Genomic DNA, 15550 nt, shown 5'->3' with positions numbered 1-15550 from the left:
TGCATAATCTCTGCGCAGATTTGCATATTCTTGCATTGCCTTCCCTGCCTGCTCTCCGTAAAATCTGCCGCCTGTTTTCAGGTGATTCCGTTCTAAAGTTGACAAAACACCCTGCAACACGCCAACGGAATGACCACCACCCAGCATACTCTGCTGCTTAGGATGGGCGTTTTGGATAAAAAATTAGGTCTTAGCGCGCTCACCGCGTTGGTACTTAGCTCAATGCTCGGCGCTGGCGTTTTCAGCTTGCCGCAAAATATGGCTGCGGTTGCGGGCCCGGCAGCACTGCTGATCGGCTGGCTCATCACCGGCGTTGGCATCATCTTCCTGTCGCTTGCCATGCTATTACTCACGCGGCTGAAACCTGAACTGGATGGCGGTATTTTTACCTACGCACGCGCGGGTTTTGGCGAGCTGATGGGCTTTTGCTCAGCGTGGGGATATTGGCTGTGTGCGGTAATCGCTAACGTCTCCTATCTGGTGATCGTCTTCTCCGCGCTAAGTTTCTTTACCGATACCCCCGATCGCGTGGTATTCGGCGATGGAAATACGTGGCAGGCCATGCTCGGCGCCTCTGTGCTGCTATGGCTGGTGCATTGTCTGGTATTGCGCGGTGTACAGACTGCGGCCAGCATTAACCTGCTCGCGACACTAGGAAAATTAGTGCCGTTATTGCTGTTTGTGGTATTGGCATTGCTGGCATTTAATTACGATCGCTTCCGCTTTGATTTTAGCGGCGTAGAACTCGGTCAGCCGCTTTGGCAGCAGGTGAAGCAAACCATGCTGATCACACTGTGGGTGTTTATTGGGGTTGAAGGTGCGGTGGTAGTATCCGCGCGCGCGCGCAATAAAAAAGATGTGGGTCGCGCCACGCTAATGGCGGTGATTGCCGCGCTACTGGTTTATTTACTGGTGACGCTGCTGTCACTGGGCGTGATACCGCGCGCCGAACTGGCGCAAATGCGCAATCCGTCGATGGCCGGCCTGATGAAGCATCTGCTGGGGCATTGGGGGGATGCGGTAATTGCGGTCGGTTTAATTATCTCGGTATGCGGCGCTTATCTGAGCTGGACGATAATGGCGGCCGAAGTGCCGTTCCTGGCGGCACAGCAGGGTGCGTTTCCACGCAGCATCGCACGTCAGAATCGTCACAATTCGCCGTCTGCCTCGCTATGGCTGACAAATGGCAGCGTGCAGGTTTGCCTGATCTTGATTGCCGCTACCGGTGCAGATTACAACACGCTACTTACCATCGCCTCGGAAATGATTCTGGTGCCTTATCTGTTGGTTGGTCTCTACTTAATTAAAGTGGTGCGCGGCCAGAACAGGCCGCTGGCGATGTTCACCGGTCTTGGCGCCAGCGCGTATGGTATATGGTTGCTATATGCATCGGGCCCGCTGCATCTCTTACTCTCTGTGGTGCTGTATGCGCCTGGTCTGATGCTGTTCCTGTATGCACGACGCGGTGGCCGTGGCGACAAGGTATTGTCACAGCTGGAACGCATCGCGATCGTATTATTGATTGCAGCCGCTCTGCCCGCTACCTGGCAGCTGACGAATTAATGCGGTTGGATGGGAATTGAAACGCACAGCAGGTCATCCTGCTGTGTCAGGTTAAGCGGCTTACGGTATTCCTGATGAATAGCGTCAAGCTGCTCGGCTGACAAAGGATAAGGTAACTGAATATCGAAACGGCTGATGTGCTGCTGCTCGGCAAGCGTAATTAAACGCGCGATGTTAATCTCATCGCTGACCTGCGTTGAAATGATTTGTAATGCTAAATCTTTGAGATGATCGTCGCTGGCCTGCAGATTATGCGTCGATTTACGCGTCACCATGCCAAAGATCGGCATTACGCCGTAAATGGCGTCAACAAAGCTCCAGCGTTTTTTGCAGGAAGCGGAGAGAAAATCACTGTAATTGAAGCAGATGCGATCACTGTATCCGGCTGAAGCCAGCTCTTTATCAGACACCCTCGCACTCCCCCTATTTTTCGTTACGGTTCCGAACCTTGCGCGACAACGCGCCGCTAATAATGGCACATTTCACGGTATACATACCAGTAAGGTAGGGATATTTCGTGCGGTAGCGTAGAGCTCAGGACCAGGAAAAGCTATGCTGCTGACATTCTTAGCCGCCACAGTGAATTATGAACAAAATCGTTTATGTGGAAGATGAGCCAGAGGTTGGCGAATTGATCGCCGCTTATCTTGGCCGCCACGATATAGAAGTGATTGTTGAAACCCGCGGTGACCGCGCCGAAGCGACCATTGCTGCGCACGATCCCGATTTAGTGATGCTTGATATCATGCTGCCCGGCAAAGATGGCATGACATTGTGCCGCGATCTCCGTGCCAGCTGGCAAGGTCCGATTGTGCTACTGACCTCGCTTGACAGCGACATGAACCACATTTTGTCGCTGGAAATGGGCGCAAACGACTACATTTTGAAAACAACGCCACCGGCGGTGTTGCTGGCGCGTCTGCGCCTACATCTCCGCCAGGCGCAGGTTGGTCAACCCGAAGTGACGCCAGCCATACAAAGCTCACAGCGCGTACTGCGCTTCGGTTCATTGACCATCGATTCCCTCAATCGCCAGGTTACGCTATTTGATGAGAATATCATTCTCTCCACCGCCGATTTCGATCTGTTATGGGAACTGGCCAATCACGCAGGACAAATTCTCAATCGCGACGCGCTGCTGAAAACCCTGCGTGGCGTCAGTTACGACGGTATGGATCGCAGTATCGATGTGGCCATTTCGCGCCTGCGCAAAAAGTTATACGACAGCGCCACCGAGCCGTTTCGCATCAAAACGATTCGTAACAAAGGCTATCTGTTCGCGCCGCAGGCCTGGGATACCCGTTCCGCATGAGAAAGCTCTTTATTCAGTTCTATTTGCTGCTGTTCGTCTGTTTTCTGGTGATGACGCTGCTGGTTGGCCTGGTGTACAAATTCACCGCCGAACGCGCCGGCCGCCAGTCAATGAATGATCTCATGGCCAGCTCGCTGTTTTTGATGCGCAGCGAACTGCGTGAGATCCCACCGCGCGACTGGGGTAAAACCATTCGTAGCCTCGATCTCGATCTGTCATTCGACCTGAATATCGAACCGATGAGTAAATATCAGCTGGGTGAAGCCGATATGAAGCGCCTGCGCGCCGGGGAAATTGTGGCGATCGACGATCAATACACTTTTCTGCAGCACATTCCGCGCAGCCATTACGTACTTTCCGTTGGCCCTATTCCCTACCTGTTTTATCTGCACCAGATGCGTATTCTGGATATTGCGCTGCTGGCATTTATTGGCATGTCGCTGGCGCTGCCGGTATTTATCTGGCTGCGTCCACACTGGCAAGAGATGCAGCGGCTGGAAAAAGCCGCTCAGCGGTTTGGTCGCGGCGAGCTGGATGTACGCACCCATTTTGAAAGCACCTCTAGCCTGCACAGTCTGGGCGTGGCCTTCAACCAAATGGCCGATAATATCAACACGCTAGTGGCCAGTAAGAAGCAGCTGATCGACGGCATCGCCCACGAACTGCGCACGCCGCTGGTGCGCCTGCGTTACCGGCTGGAGATGAGCGATAATCTCACCGAAGCGGAATCCGCGGCGCTGAATCGTGACGTTGGCCAGTTGGAGAGTTTGATTGAAGAACTGCTGACCTATGCGCGTCTTGATCGTCCGCGCGTCGATCTCAATCTGCAGACCTTTGATCTCGCCCAATGGCTGCGCGTGCATATCGAAGATGTGCAGACCATGAACCCGCAGGCGCAGATCGCACTCGACATCCCACAGCTCCAGAACGTCGGCAGCGCGGATACCCGCCTGATGGAGCGCGTGCTGGATAACCTGGTGAATAACGCCCTGCGCTATGCGCAACAACGGCTACGCGTCAGTTTGTGGTTTGACGGTGCGATTGGCTGTTTACAGGTGGAAGACGATGGCCCGGGCATTCCGCAAGAAGAACGCGCCCGCGTGTTCGAACCTTTCGTACGCCTCGATCCCAGCCGCGACCGCGCCACCGGCGGATGCGGTTTGGGCCTGGCGATCGTGCACTCTATCGCGTTGGCAATGCAGGGAAATGTCTCTATCGAGAGCAGCCCGTTAGGCGGCGCCAGCGTTCGCTTTTGCTGGCCGGTTGATCTACCCTTGCGGGACATTGCACCACGCTTACCGTCATAAGGAGCTTTTTACGTGACTTCAGCTTATCAAGAACTTAGCCGCACATTTCAGCGTCTTTCTCGCTTTGGTCACTTAGGTGCCATTGCAGGTGTCGATATGCAGACCACCATGCCGCCGGGCGGCAGCCAGGCCCGCGGTGAAGCGATGGCTGAGCTGAGCGTGTTCATGCACGAAGTGCTTACCGATAAACGTCTCGGTGGATTATTCGATGCGGCGCAGCAGGAATCGCTCAACGACGTTGAGCAAGTGAACTTGAATGAGATGCAGCGTGCATGGCAGCAGGCCACGCTATTACCGGCAGCGCTGGTTGAAGCCAAATCGCTCGCTGGCTCTCGCTGCGAACATGCATGGCGCCAGCAGCGGCCTGCGAATGATTGGCAAGGTTTCTCTGTCAATCTAAAGGAAGTGGTAAAACTTAGCCGTGAAGAGGCGCAGTTACGCGCCGACGCGCTCGGTGTTTCGCGCTATGACGCGCTGCTGGATGTTTTTGAACCCGGCATGACCAGCGCGCAGCTGGATAAAACCTTTGGTGACTTGAAAACCTGGTTGCCCGATCTCTTGCAGAAAGCGGTTGCAAAACAGCAGCAAACGTCCATCGTTCAGCCAGTGGGCCCTTTTGCCATCGAATCGCAGAAGCAATTAGGCCTGAGCGTGATGAAGACGTTAGGTTTCGATTTTAATCACGGTCGCCTTGATGTCAGCGCGCATCCGTTCTGCGGTGGCGTACCCGAAGATGTGCGCATTACCACCCGCTATAACGAGAATGATTTTCTCAGCGCCATGATGGGTGTGATCCACGAGACAGGCCATGCGCGTTACGAGCAAAATCTTCCGCAACAGTGGCGCGGCCAGCCCGTCGCTCAGGCGCGTTCAACCGCCATCCATGAATCGCAAAGTCTGTTTATGGAGATGCAGCTTGGGCGTAGCAAAGCCTTCCTGCAGCACATCCATCCGCAGGTGGTGGCGCTGATGGGCGATCAGCCGGCGCTGGAGCTGCAAAACTTTATACGCCAGACGCAGCGTGTGAAGCCGGGCTTTATTCGCGTCGATGCGGATGAGCTGAGCTATCCAGCGCACGTGATTTTACGTTACGAAATTGAGCGCGCGTTAATTGAAGGCGAGATTGAAGTGGATGATATCCCAGCGCTGTGGGACGAGAAGATGCAGCAATCGCTGGGCATTGACACACGCGGTAACTATCGCGATGGCTGCATGCAGGACATTCACTGGACCGACGGCGCGTTTGGCTATTTCCCAACGTATACGCTGGGAGCGATGTACGCCGCCCAGCTGTTCCAGGCGGTGAAGCGTGCCATTCCGCAGGTCGAGACGTTAATTCAGCAAGGTGAGCTGCAGCCTGTGTTTGATTGGCTACAGCAGAACATTTGGCAGCATGGCAGCCGCTTCCCTACGCAACAGCTGCTGATCAATGCCACCGGCGAAGCGCTGAATCCGCACTATTTCCGCCAACATCTTGAACAACGCTATCTCTCTGCGTAAACTGCGCGGCGGCCATCAGGCCGCCCTTTTTCCCGCCTATAACCCGCTTTGTACAATCGGTTACACGCCGATACCAATGCCTCACGGAAAGCCTCAATTGTTTTTCATATAGTGTTTTCACCGGCCCCGCAGTGGGCTACACATGAAAAAATAGTTCGAGGATTTTGCAATGAAAAAATTATTTGCACTGGTGATCGCCGCTGCTATGGGTATGTCTTCTGTTGCTTTCGCTGCTGAGACTACAGCTGCTCCTGCAACTCCAGCGACTACTGCTGCTCCAGCGAAACACAAAGCAGTACATCATAAGAAACCTGCTGCTCAAAAAGCGCAGGCTGCTAAGAAGCACAAAAAAGTAGAGAAGAAAGCGCCAGCGGCACAGAAAGCTCAGGCTGCTAAAAAGCACCATAAAAAAGCCACCAAGCCGGCTGCACAGAAAGCCCAGGCTGCTAAAAAGCACCACAAAAAAGCAACCAAGCCAGCTGCACAGAAAGCCCAGGCTGCTAAAAAGCACCACAAAGCAACCAAGCCAGCTGCACAGAAAGCGCAGGCTGCTAAAAAGCACCACAAAAAAGTAACTAAACCTGCTGCGCAGAAAGCGCAGGCTGCTAAAAAGCACCACAAAGTGAAAAAAGCGGCTAAATAAGGTTGTCTTGTAGCGCCAACACCGCCTTAACGATTGACAACACCCGGTTATGCCGGGTGTTTATTTACTGGAGTAGCGAAAAATGGTGCGTCGCTATCGCTTCGAAATTATTCTGATTGTGATGATCCTCTGTGGCATAGTTGCAGCCAGCTTTTTTATCTAGTCGTTGTAGCGTGCTGATTACTCCAATATTTCTCCCTTTTTCATCGCTCACCGACTATAGTTATCGCTCAAGCGTGATGACAATAACCTCTACTTATTCTCGCCATTGAGAGAACTATGCGCCTGGCTACCCTTTTTCTTGTTGGTCTTTTCAGTTTCAACCTCGCAGCACATGCCGATGATGAAGATGGGCCAAGCCCGGAAGACATCAAAACGTTGTTCTTTGGCAAAGATAATCGCCAGGCGATACGCGACGTGAGTGCTGCGCCCTGGGATGCCATCGGTCAGTTAGAGACCGAAAGCGGCAATCTTTGTACCGCCACTTTGATTTCAGCCCATCTGGCATTGACTGCCGGCCACTGTTTACTGGCGCCGCCGGGGAAATTTGATAAGCCGGTAGCGTTGCGCTTTATGGCCAGTGCGAAAGGTTGGCGTTATGAGATTCATGATATTGATGCGCGTGTAGAACCTTCGTTAGCACGCCGATTGCAAGCTGACGGTGAAGGCTGGATCGTACCGCCAGCCGCCGCACCTTACGATTATGGGCTGGTTATTTTGCATAACCCGCCGTCGGGTATTGTGCCGATTCCCCTGTTTGACGGCTCACGTGGTGATTTAACCGCCGCGCTGAAGACCACCGAGCGCAAAGTGACGCAGGCAGGTTACCCTGCCGATCATCTGGATACGCTCTATTCACACAGTGATTGTTTGATTACCGGTTGGGCGCAGCGTGCGGTGTTGTCGCATCAGTGCGATACCTTGCCGGGCGACAGCGGTTCACCGCTGCTGTTGAAAAATGGCGATGAGTGGCAGTTAATTGCGGTGCAGAGTTCGGCACCCGCGCCAGCAGATCGTTACCGCGCCGATAACCGCGCGATTGCGGTGCCATCGTTTAAAGATAAGCTGGAAGAGTTGGCGCAGTAAGCGGCGGACGCTTTATACTCCACTGCCCACCTTTTTCTCCTTAATGTGATATTGATGCCCGCATTGTAGGGTCGCCATTCATGGCGACCACCTCACATGCGAATCGCTTAACTCAGCTGCTCCATCGCCTGCAAAATACGCTTTTCCGAAATCGGATAAGGCGTACCCAGCTGCTGCGCGAAATAGCTAATCCTTAACTCTTCCAGCATCCAGCGAATCGCCTGCACTTCGGCATCATCCTGACGCTGCGGTGGCAATTTATTGCGCCAAACCTGCCATGCTTGTTCCACGGCCTGCACTTTCAACATCCGCGCGCGGTCGCTATGTGGATCAACCGGCAGTTTCTCCAGGCGTCGCTCAATACCCTGCAGATAACGTAGCGTATCGCCCAGATGCGACCAGCCGTTGCCGGTCACAAAACCGCGGTAGACCAAACCATTCATCTGCGCTTTGATATCGCCTAACGCCAGCGCCAGCGACATATCCACACGTCCTTTCAGGAACTTATTGATATTGAATACGCACGTTAGAATCTGCTCAACCTGTTTGGCGATAGTGACAACGGTTTCATTCAGTTCAGCGCGCACTTTGTCGCGCAGCTGCTCAAAATTCTCCTGCTGCCACGCCGGACCGCCCGCCTCCGCCATCAGCTTATCCACGCCGCAGGCGATGCAGTCATCAATCAGCTCCAGCACTTTGCCATACGGGTTGAAGTACAAACCAAGCTTGGCTTTGTTCGGCAGCTTTTCGTGCAAATATTTCGTTGGTGATGGGATGTTCAGCAGCAGCAGACGACGCTGACCTCGCCACATCATTTTTTGCTGCTCTGCTTCGCTATCAAACAGGCGGATCGCCACGCTGTCTTTCTCATCGACCAGCGCAGGCCAGGCTTTAACCTGATAGCTACCGCGCTTCTGCTCATAACTTTGCGGTAAGTCGCCAAAGCTCCAGATATGCAAACCGCTCTGCTCTAAGCCATCGTCCGCCACTTTCGACAGCGTTTCCTGCACTTTGCCCTTCAGCAACAGCTTGAGCTGATGCAAATTTTTACCTTCCTGCAGCTTGCGATTATGTTCGTCAACGATACGGAATGTCATTTTCAGGTGATCGGGCACCTGATCCCACTGCCAGGCGTCGCGGTCGATGGTGACGCCGGTCATGCGGCGGAATTCACGCTCCAGCGCATCCAGTAGCGGCTGCTCCATCGCGGTAACGCGGCCGAGGAATGCTTCAGCGTAGTTGGGCGCGGGTACCAGATTACGGCGCACCGGTTTCGGCAACGATTTAATCAGCGCAATCACCAGTTCACGGCGCACGCCCGGAATCTGCCATTCAAAACCCGTGTCTTCAATTTGGTTCAACAGCGGCAGCGGAATGTGCACCGTCACGCCATCGGCATCCGCGCCCGGCTCAAACTGGTAGCTCAGTTTGAGCTTCAGGTTGCCCTGATGCCAGAAGTTGGGGTAATCGAGCTGGCTGACTTTATCCGCACCGTCCTTGATCAGCATTTGCTTATCAAAGCTCAGCAGATCCGGACTCTCTTTGCTGGCCTGTTTCCACCAGCTATCGAAATGACGCGCCGATACCACCTCGCTGCCAATGCGACGATCGTAGAAAGCGAACAGCGTTTCGTCATCAACCAGGATGTCACGACGGCGTGATTTGTGCTCAAGATCTTCAATTTCGTTACGCAGTTTCAGGTTATTGCGGAAGAACGCATGGCGCGTCTGCCAATCGCCTTCCACCAGCGCATGACGGATAAACAACTCGCGGCTCAGCTGCGGATCGATACGGCTGTAGTTAACCTTGCGCGCCTGCACAATCGCCAGGCCATAGAGCGTCACTTTCTCCGTCGCCATGACCGCGCCCTGCGCTTTTTCCCAGTGCGGTTCACTGTAGCTGCGCTTGATCAGATGCTGCGCCAGCGGCTCGATCCACTCGGGATCGATACGCGCGGCAACGCGCCCCCACAAGCGGCTGGTTTCCACCAGTTCCGCCACCATGGTCCACTTCGGCGGCTTCTTAAACAGACCGGAACCCGGGAAGATGGAGAAGCGCGCGTTGCGAGCGCCAGTAAATTCCTGTTTCTCATTGTCTTTCTGACCAATGTGCGACAGCAAGCCGGTGAGCAAAGCACAGTGCACTTCGCGATAAGGCGCGGGTTCGCTATTGACCGGCATGCCTTGTTCCCGCACCACCTGACGCAGCTGAGTGTAGATATCCTGCCATTCGCGCACGCGCAAATAGTTAAGGAATTCGGTTTTACACAGGCGGCGGAAGTGATTGCTGGAGAGCGCTTTTTGCTGCTCCTGCAGGTAATTCCACAGGTTCACGAAGGCAAGGAAATCAGACTCTTTATCGGCAAAGCGGCGATGTTTCTCATCAGAGGCCTGCTGTTTGTCGGATGGACGCTCGCGCGGATCCTGTATCGACAGCGCGGCGGTGATGATCATCGCTTCACGCACGCAGCCAAATTTCTGCGCTTCCAGCACCATGCGCGCCAGGCGCGGATCGACCGGCAGTTGTGCCAGCTGGCGACCCGAAGGCGTCAGCTTATAGGTTTCGTCTTCACTTAAGGTGATGGCACCGAGCTCTTCCAGCAGGCGCACGCCATCCTGAATGTTGCGTTTATCCGGCGCTTCCACAAATGGGAAGGCGGCAATATCACCCAGCCCCAGCGCCGTCATCTGCAGAATGACCGATGCGAGGTTGGTGCGCAGAATTTCCGGATCGGTAAATTCCGGGCGGCTAAGGAAATCATCCTCCGAGTAGAGACGAATACAGATTCCTTCGGACACGCGTCCGCAGCGGCCTTTTCGCTGGTTGGCGGAGGCCTGGGAAATCGACTCAATCGGCAGGCGCTGCACTTTGGTGCGGAAGCTGTAGCGGCTGATACGCGCAGTGCCGGGATCGATAACATATTTGATGCCAGGCACGGTCAGCGAGGTTTCCGCCACGTTAGTGGCCAGCACAATACGACGACCGCTGTGCGACTGGAACACGCGGTTTTGCTCGGCATTCGATAAACGCGCATACAGCGGCAGAATCTCGGTGTGCGGGATATCGCGCTTCATCAGCGCATCGGCGGTATCACGGATTTCACGCTCGCCGCTCATGAAGATCAGGATATCGCCGCGACTCTCCTGACCCAGCTCATCCACCGCATCAAAAATGGCCTGCAGCTGATCGCGATCGGTGTCCTCAGCGTCTTCCACCATCGGGCGATAGCGCACCTCTACCGGATAGGTACGTCCAGAAACTTCAATCACCGGCGCATTGTGGAAGTGACGTGAGAAACGCTGCGGATCGATGGTCGCCGAGGTGATGATCACCTTTAAATCGGGACGACGCGGCAGCAGTTCACGCAGATAGCCGAGCAGGAAATCGATGTTCAGGCTACGTTCGTGCGCTTCATCAATAATGATGGTGTCATATTGCAGCAACAGGCGATCCTGCTGGATCTCCGCCAGCAAAATACCGTCAGTCATCAGCTTAACCTGAGTGGTTTCGCTCACCTGATCGTTAAAGCGCACCTTGTAACCGATGGTGCCACCGAGTGACGTTTCCAGTTCGTCCGCGATGCGATTGGCCACGGTGCGTGCCGCCAGACGACGCGGCTGAGTATGACCAATCAGCCCTTTTACGCCGCGACCGAGCGCCAGACAAATTTTTGGCAGCTGGGTGGTTTTACCCGATCCGGTTTCACCGGCAACGATCACTACCTGATGCTCACGGATGGCATCGGCAATATCCTGCTGTTTCTGACTGACCGGCAGGTTTTCCGGAAAGGTAATGCGCGGCGTAGCGGCGGTGCGCTGGGCAATACGCTGCTCGGCAGCGGCAAATTCTGGCTCAAGTTCAGCCACAATGCCCCGCTGTGCGTCAGGATTTTTTACCTTCGCCGCACCTTGCAAACGTCGGCGCAGGCGTTGACCATCACGCAGCATCAGATTATCGAGCCGCGTCCAAAGGGAGGCTAAAGAAGTGGGTGCGGGTGATGACATAGCGATGAGTTACCTATTGTTGCAGCAAACCGGACACTTTCCCGGCGGATTCAAGCAATTAATGGTCGGCATCATAGCACAATCTGGAAAACCTGCCTGAACGCGACGTGCGAGCTTATTCAATTATTTCGAACATCGAGCTCGAAATATTGCGCTTTTACCGCACGGGCTTACTCCGTACAGTGTAAAGCATTGAGCGGTAAGCCAACCGCGTAACGCACAGGAAAATACCATGAGCAACGTTTTAGTTCTGAAATCAAGCATTCTGGCTGGTTATTCTCAGTCAAATCAACTGGCCGACTTCTACGCTGAAGAAGCACGTGGCAAAGGTGATTCGGTTACCGTTCGCGATCTGGCTGCTCAGCCAATTCCGGTACTGGATGGTGAGCTGGTTGGCGCACTGCGTCCGTCTGACGCGCCGCTGTCTCCGCGTCAGCAGGAAGCGCTGTCTCTGTCCGATGAACTGATTGCTGAACTGCAAACCCATGACACCATCGTTATCGCGGCACCGATGTACAACTTCAACATTCCAACGCAGCTGAAAAACTACTTTGACCTGATTGCTCGTGCTGGCGTGACCTTCCGTTACACCGAAGCCGGCCCTGAAGGTCTGGTCACCGGTAAGCGTGCAGTGATCCTCTCCAGCCGCGGCGGCATCCATAAAGACACCGCCAGCGATCTGCTGACACCCTACGTGAAGCTGTTCCTTGGCTTTATCGGTATCACTGACGTGAACTTTGTGTTCGCGGAAGGCATTGCTTATGGTCCAGAAGTGGCGACCAAAGCGGCTAACGATGCGAAAGACGCCATCAAACAGATCGTGGCTGCATAATCCGTATTAAACCATAAATACCCGCCAATAACGGGTATCATGCCATCATTGCCGGGCCTGAGTGCCCGGCTTTTTTATGCGTTCTATTTACGCAGCCACTGGCCATTAATACCGCGCACATACTCGCCGCTGCCCGCGCGGTTCACCAACTTTTCGCCGGCGATGCGTGCCACTTCGCTGGTATTGAGATTATTTTGCTGAGCGACACGTTGATACTGCTGCATCCGTCCATCGTTAATACGCTTGACCAGCGCGAGCGTCTCGTCGTCCTGCTGGCGTGCAGCCACATAACCGCTCAGCGTTTCCCCAACGCGCCCTTGCTGACGCGCTTCATCCAGCGTTAGCGCCCAGGCCGATGGCACGAGCAGCAGCGCGGCAATCAGGGCAATCCCCTTGCGTTTCATCATGCTTCTCCTCAAAACAGCCCGCTTTGATTCTTCAGCAGCGCTTCCACATCTTTATCCACCTTGATGTGAATTTCATGCTCAATTTTGACGTTCATATTGATGGTGATCGGCTCTTTCGGCGCGGCGACTTCAATACGCGGGACGCAACCGCTCAATGGCAGTAGCACCAGCACCAGTAATGCCCTGAGGCTCATGGTTGGGGATCCTTCTTCGAGGGTAAGGTGGCATTTTGCTCCACCCAGGATTGCAAATTATCGCCAAAGCGCAGGCTGCGCCACAGCTGGAATAGATTCTCTTGATGACGGTAGTTGAGATTGACGGACTGACGGCGATTACTGAACTGACTGGTCCCTTTCACCTCTGATTGCATCGTCAGATTGCCAAGATTATCCAAATCGATCGTGGCCCATGAACGCGAAATCTCCATATAGCGCAGCCAATCCAGCGCCGCACCGGCGGCAAAGTTATTGCTGACGATGGCATCGGCCATATCTTTATCCAGGCGGAACGTCAGCGGACCGCTGTTGGCGATCCAGCCCTTTTCCACCAGCCAATGGGGATTGTTCACCCATAGCGGCAACTCGCCGTTAACCTTGCCTGACATAGCAAACTGCTTCGGTTTAATCGCCGTCACCAGCTTGCTCAGGTTGATCTCTTTGAGCGAGACGCGCGCGGGCTGATGCTGCGGCATGCGCAGCTCGGGCATGCTCACGTGCCCGCCGAGCAGATCGAGATTCACATTACTGAGCGTTAGCGGCTGGCGCTCCCGCCAGGGATAGTGACCCTGCAAATCGGCGGTAATGTTCTGCAGTGAAAACTGGTTTTTCACTTCGGCAATGCGTAATGAAACCGGTCCACGTCGGCCAAGCTGCCACTGATGATCTTTTAAACGGAACGGTAACGAGAAATCAATACCGTTGATTTCACTGTCGGGCATCCACAGGCTGCCCTCTTTTACCGTCCAGTGACCACCTGCTTCAAAACCCTGCTCGCTCGCTGCCGAAAACGCCACTTGCGCACGCAATTCACCTGACTGAATGCGCATTTTCAGGTCGCTGCTGAGTAAGGGCTGGAATACCGTCAGCGATTGCGCGGGCCACCAGGCTTCACCCCGTAAACGTTCCCCATCCCAGCGGCCATGGACGCGTACCGGGCCGATATCTTCCGCCAACAGCTGACCGCGCCAGATAAACTGGCTGGGATCGCTGCCTTTGGCTGCGAAATTGAGTTCTGAAGGGGGCAGCCAGCCGCCGTAACTGAACTGGGTTTGGCCGGATTTCAGCGTGAAGCCACCGTTAAAGGCGGGATGCTGGGGATCGCGCTGCCAGCGCACCGGTGCAGAGAGCGTCAGGCGCGGTTTAGCGACTTGCACCATGCCATAGGCCAGCTGATCGAAGCCGGTATCCAGCGTGCTAAGGGTGATTAATGTGTCTTGCCAGCTGCCGCTGCCTTTCACATCCCATTTGGCCGCCAGCGGTTCAATCACGCCCTCTCCCCAATAACGCCAGTTCCATACGCCGCTGTCCGGCCAAAAATCCGTGGCGCGGCCATCAAGATGCAGCGTGAAACGACCAAAGTTGGGATCGTGCGCCTTGAGTATCGCCTGCAGGCGACCATTAATGCCGCGCGTGGCTACGGTAACACCGGCCAGCGGCCAGCGTGCTTCATCCACTTCCAATGTTGAGAGTAAACGACCGCGCAAACGAAGCAGTGCTCCTTGCTTCAGGCTGAGCTGCGGATCTGTCAGCATGCCATGCAGCAAACCGGGCATGCTGCCATACAGTTGGAGATCGGCGAACTTACTCTCACCCGTCAACTGAAACGGCAACGCGCTCTCTGTCAGGCTCAGTTTGCCGGGGCCGATGCTTAACACCAGATTTCCTTTGCCACCGCGCCCATGCGTCAGCAAATTGAATCGTCCGCTGACCTGGGTGTTTTCCAGCCCTTGTTGCCAGTTTTCCAGCGTTAAGGTAACGCCACCCGATAGCGGCTGCTCGGCTTGCGGCCAGCGCCATTGACCTTGCGTAATACGGATTTGGCGATCGTCTACCTGCCATGGCAGCTGCAAAAGCGGGTGATCGTCGCCCTGTTGATTGACTACCAGCATCCCTTGCTGTTGTTGCCAGTTAAGCGTGAGCGCCAGTGGCTGCGGCCATTGCAGCAAATTTACCGCTGCGTGCAGTTGGCCAGCGACGGGTAACCCATCGGCAAAGGTTGGCAAGGTGACATCACCCTGTAAATTCAGCGGCTGGGGCAGTAAAGGATGTGTGAGCTGCAGCTGGGCAATATGCATCTGCTGCCCCTGCAAACGGGCATCAACCTTGAGATTGTCGCCCTGATAGTGCAGTTGCTGCACATCTTTATCTAAGGTGAGGTCAAAACGACCAGCATATTGCTGAAACGGCAAAATGGTGATCGTTTGCAAATGCACATCCGCGCCCGGCAACATCTTCTGCCACTCGGCCAGGCTACGCGGCGTACCGTTTGTCTCATTTTGCGGCAGCGATTGCAGGCAATCGCTGTTGAGCTGCACGTCTTCGGCATTAAGCTGCCAGCGCTTGTGCTGCCAGCCGAGTGCGGCATCGCTTACCTTCGCCAGCTCGCACTCGCCCGCCAGATAGCGCACCGCAGGAAAATGCAGCGCACCTTGCTGCCAGCGCGGCGTGCCGTGGAGTTCAACGCGGGTATTTTCTGGCAGCCAGATACCCGCCAGACGCGGCAGCCACTGCGTGAGTGTCAGCAGCAATCCTAATAGCAGCAGTATCAGCGCCAATAGTGCAGCAAGTGTTCGGCGAAGGCCACGCGTCATGCAGTTAACTTTCCTGTTCTTTACACAATCCTGACGAGGAGCCAAATGATGGCATGTTACGTCTCGCAAATGAAGTTTTCAGCCATA

General features: G+C 54.8%; 12 protein-coding genes. 7 read left to right on the top strand and 5 right to left on the bottom strand.

Translation table 11 applies throughout. The features are described from left to right. Positions 1-171: 171 nt before the first annotated feature. Positions 172-1563, top strand: coding sequence for an amino acid permease (locus ACIP6T_RS05115; RefSeq protein WP_400455720.1), 1392 nt, complete (start codon positions 172-174; stop codon positions 1561-1563). On the opposite strand, the gene ACIP6T_RS05110 is transcribed toward ACIP6T_RS05115, so the two are convergent. Beyond that, positions 1560-1973, bottom strand: coding sequence for a hypothetical protein (locus ACIP6T_RS05110; protein WP_097097403.1), 414 nt, complete (start codon positions 1971-1973; stop codon positions 1560-1562). The two genes, ACIP6T_RS05115 and ACIP6T_RS05110, sit on opposite strands and share 4 nt — an antisense overlap. Positions 1974-2149: 176 nt before the next feature. On the opposite strand from ACIP6T_RS05110, the gene rstA reads away from it, so the two are divergent. From rstA to ACIP6T_RS05085, 5 genes are all read left to right on the top strand, one after another. Then, complete coding sequence (gene rstA, locus ACIP6T_RS05105) at positions 2150-2875, top strand: two-component system response regulator RstA (protein ID WP_097097404.1); 726 nt, start codon at positions 2150-2152, stop codon at positions 2873-2875. Beyond that, on the top strand, positions 2872-4182 hold the full coding sequence (rstB, locus tag ACIP6T_RS05100; protein ID WP_097097405.1) for a two-component system sensor histidine kinase RstB: 1311 nt from the start codon (positions 2872-2874) through the stop codon (positions 4180-4182). The genes rstA and rstB overlap by 4 nt, the downstream gene beginning before the upstream one ends. A 12-nt stretch (positions 4183-4194) precedes the next feature. Then, positions 4195-5682 (top strand): carboxypeptidase M32, encoded by a 1488-nt coding sequence (locus ACIP6T_RS05095; protein ID WP_345829817.1) that lies wholly within the window; start codon positions 4195-4197, stop codon positions 5680-5682. A gap of 169 nt (positions 5683-5851) precedes the next feature. Further along, positions 5852-6325, top strand: a complete 474-nt coding sequence (gene asr, locus ACIP6T_RS05090) for an acid resistance repetitive basic protein Asr (RefSeq protein ID WP_097097407.1) — start codon at positions 5852-5854, stop codon at positions 6323-6325. A gap of 279 nt (positions 6326-6604) precedes the next feature. Then, positions 6605-7411 (top strand): serine protease, encoded by an 807-nt coding sequence (locus tag ACIP6T_RS05085; protein ID WP_097097408.1) that lies wholly within the window; start codon positions 6605-6607, stop codon positions 7409-7411. Positions 7412-7518: 107 nt separating this feature from the next. On the opposite strand, the gene hrpA is transcribed toward ACIP6T_RS05085, so the two are convergent. Then, the gene (gene hrpA / locus ACIP6T_RS05080) at positions 7519-11415 is read right to left on the bottom strand and encodes an ATP-dependent RNA helicase HrpA (RefSeq protein ID WP_400455718.1); all 3897 of its coding nucleotides are present in this window, start codon (positions 11413-11415) and stop codon (positions 7519-7521) included. Positions 11416-11647: 232 nt separating this feature from the next. Here hrpA and azoR point away from each other — a divergent pair, with 232 nt between their 5' ends. Next, positions 11648-12247 carry an FMN-dependent NADH-azoreductase gene (gene azoR, locus ACIP6T_RS05075; protein WP_400455715.1) on the top strand — a complete coding sequence of 200 codons (600 nt, stop codon included), beginning with the start codon at positions 11648-11650 and terminating at the stop codon, positions 12245-12247. Between the two features lie 83 nt (positions 12248-12330). On the opposite strand, the gene ACIP6T_RS05070 is transcribed toward azoR, so the two are convergent. The 3 genes from ACIP6T_RS05070 to ACIP6T_RS05060 are packed head-to-tail and all read right to left on the bottom strand — an operon-like array spanning position 12331 to position 15463. Then, entirely contained in the window at positions 12331-12651 is a 321-nt protein-coding gene (locus tag ACIP6T_RS05070; protein ID WP_400457073.1) for a YdbL family protein, read from the bottom strand. 11 nt (positions 12652-12662) lie between these two features. Continuing rightward, positions 12663-12848 carry a YnbE family lipoprotein gene (locus tag ACIP6T_RS05065; protein WP_097097412.1) on the bottom strand — a complete coding sequence of 62 codons (186 nt, stop codon included), beginning with the start codon at positions 12846-12848 and terminating at the stop codon, positions 12663-12665. Beyond that, complete coding sequence (locus ACIP6T_RS05060; RefSeq protein WP_400455713.1) at positions 12845-15463, bottom strand: YdbH family protein; 2619 nt, start codon at positions 15461-15463, stop codon at positions 12845-12847. The genes ACIP6T_RS05065 and ACIP6T_RS05060 overlap by 4 nt, the downstream gene beginning before the upstream one ends. Between the last annotated feature and the right edge of the window lie 87 nt (positions 15464-15550).

This window comes from Pantoea sp. NPDC088449 (assembly GCF_044753225.1).
GTDB classification, from domain to species: Bacteria; Pseudomonadota; Gammaproteobacteria; order Enterobacterales; family Enterobacteriaceae; genus Pantoea; species Pantoea floridensis.
The sequence above is the reverse complement of the archived record's forward strand: the minus strand, read 5'-3'. Positions and strand labels throughout refer to the sequence as shown.

Excerpts from the sequence above, each read along its gene's own strand:
- ACIP6T_RS05070 (WP_400457073.1), bottom strand. The coding sequence starts at position 12,651 with ATGAAACGCAAGGGGATTGCCCTGATTGCCGCGCTGCTGCTCGTGCCA.
- ACIP6T_RS05060 (WP_400455713.1), bottom strand. The coding sequence starts at position 15,463 with ATGACGCGTGGCCTTCGCCGAACACTTGCTGCACTATTGGCGCTGATA.
- rstA (WP_097097404.1), top strand. The coding sequence starts at position 2,150 with ATGAACAAAATCGTTTATGTGGAAGATGAGCCAGAGGTTGGCGAATTG.
- azoR (WP_400455715.1), top strand. The coding sequence starts at position 11,648 with ATGAGCAACGTTTTAGTTCTGAAATCAAGCATTCTGGCTGGTTATTCT.
- ACIP6T_RS05085 (WP_097097408.1), top strand. The coding sequence starts at position 6,605 with ATGCGCCTGGCTACCCTTTTTCTTGTTGGTCTTTTCAGTTTCAACCTC.
- hrpA (WP_400455718.1), bottom strand. The coding sequence starts at position 11,415 with ATGTCATCACCCGCACCCACTTCTTTAGCCTCCCTTTGGACGCGGCTC.
- asr (WP_097097407.1), top strand. The coding sequence starts at position 5,852 with ATGAAAAAATTATTTGCACTGGTGATCGCCGCTGCTATGGGTATGTCT.
- ACIP6T_RS05065 (WP_097097412.1), bottom strand. The coding sequence starts at position 12,848 with ATGAGCCTCAGGGCATTACTGGTGCTGGTGCTACTGCCATTGAGCGGT.
- rstB (WP_097097405.1), top strand. The coding sequence starts at position 2,872 with ATGAGAAAGCTCTTTATTCAGTTCTATTTGCTGCTGTTCGTCTGTTTT.